Annotated in this window: 1 protein-coding gene and 1 pseudogene; both read right to left on the minus strand. The window is 38.0% G+C overall.

What is annotated here, in order from left to right; all coding sequences use genetic code 11:
• Window positions 1–168, minus strand: a pseudogene (locus ACJROP_RS12335) (S-methyl-5'-thioadenosine phosphorylase); the annotation flags it as partial.
• Window positions 169–172: 4 nt separating this feature from the next.
• Entirely contained in the window at window positions 173–1,621 is a 1,449-nt protein-coding gene (locus ACJROP_RS12340; RefSeq protein ID WP_406535764.1) for an RtcB family protein, read from the minus strand.
• Window positions 1,622–1,736: the final 115 nt, after the last annotated feature.

A 1,736-nucleotide genomic window follows, 5' to 3' on the forward strand; every position in this document is an offset into this window, starting at 1 on the left:
AATATTATGACCTGCAGCATGACGGGGAATGAAAGCCACCTTTTTTGAAAATATGTCCAAAATTGAGACTTCAACATCCCCGTAATCAGTTTTGACTAGCTTTTTAGTGCAGGAATCAGCCTTATGGGTAATTTCATATACTCCACTACCCCCAATTATACCAATCATATAATCATCCTTTTGTAACAGCCAATGGTTTGACACGTGCAACCAATTTAGCAATTCCAGTACTGTCAGATACACGAACAACACTATCTACATCTTTGTAAGCACCAGGAGCCTCTTCAGCAATAACATGTTTGCTGTTTGCCTTAATCTTGATTCCTTTGCTTTCCATATCCTGAGTGATTTCATCAGCAGAATAATCCTTTTTGGCCTGAGACCTTGAAAGAACTCTTCCGGCACCGTGAGCAGTAGATCCAAAAGTTTCTTCCATTGCAACTTCAGTTCCGTGCAATACATATGATGCGGTTCCCATAGTGCCCGGAATCAATACAGGCTGTCCAACTTCCCTGTACTTTTCCGGAACTTCTTCACATCCAGGTCCGAAAGCACGGGTTGCACCTTTTCTGTGAACCAATAATTCTTCTTCACGTTTATAAACCTTATGATTTTCCATTTTAGCAATATTGTGGGCAACATCATATAATATATCCATTTCCATGTCTTTTGCAGATTTTCCTAAAACATCCTCAAAGATTTCACGAACCCAATGAGTTATCATTTGTCTGTTTGCCCATGCATAATTTGCTGCAGCCGCCATAGCCATAATATAGTTTTGTGCCTCTTTTGAATCTAGTGGAGCACATGCAAGCTGCCTATCTTCAATTTGAATTTTATAATTCTTATAAGCCTTATCCATAATCCTCAGATAATCGGAACAGATTTGGTGTCCGCATCCTCTGGAACCTGTGTGAATCATCACTACAATCATTCCTTTTTTAAGGCCATATACCTCAGCCACTTCATCATTGTAGATTTCATCAACTACCTGGATTTCTAAAAAGTGATTTCCAGAACCAAGTGAGCCCAATTGTGGAATTCCTCTTTTTTTAGCTTTATCAGATACGATGCTTGAGTTTGCATCAATCATTCTTCCGTTTTCTTCCAAAACTTCCAAATCTTCCGGCCATCCATAACCATTTTCAACAGCCCATTCAGCACCAAAGTCTAGAACCTTATCAATTTCGCCTTCTTCAAGTTTTATTTTACCTTTACTTCCAACTCCAGAGGGTATATTTTTAAAAAGCTTTTCTGTAAGCTCATCCAAATGGTCTTCAACATCTTCAATGGTCAAATTAGATTTAATCAATCTTACACCACAGTTAATGTCAAAACCGACCCCACCAGGAGATACTATACCAGTTCTTAAGCTGAATGCTGCAACTCCACCTATAGGAAATCCATATCCAAAGTGAATGTCCGGCAGACCAATGGAGTATTTTTGAACACCAGGAAGGCATGCAACATTAACAATCTGTTTAACGGCACCTTCCTCCAGGTTTTCAAAGCTTTCATCATCGATATAAAATCTTCCGGAAGCCCTCATTTTTTTATCGTAAGAGCCCGGAATTTCATAAACGTTATCTCTAACTTTTTTAATTTCATCTTTAATTGTCATAAAAATCACAGAATTATTATGCTTTAATATTTATCTTAATAGTGAAAGAATACTCCGACCTCTTTAAGGTCGGAGATGAATTTCACAAAAAGGCATCTGAAGATATTAGTTTTCA

Source organism: Methanobrevibacter sp., assembly GCF_045220775.1.
Classification (GTDB): domain Archaea; phylum Methanobacteriota; class Methanobacteria; order Methanobacteriales; family Methanobacteriaceae; genus Methanocatella.

What these genes read in the sequence shown, in the direction of transcription:
- ACJROP_RS12340 (WP_406535764.1), bottom strand. Translation starts at nt 1,621, where the DNA reads ATGACAATTAAAGATGAAATTAAAAAAGTTAGAGATAACGTTTATGAA.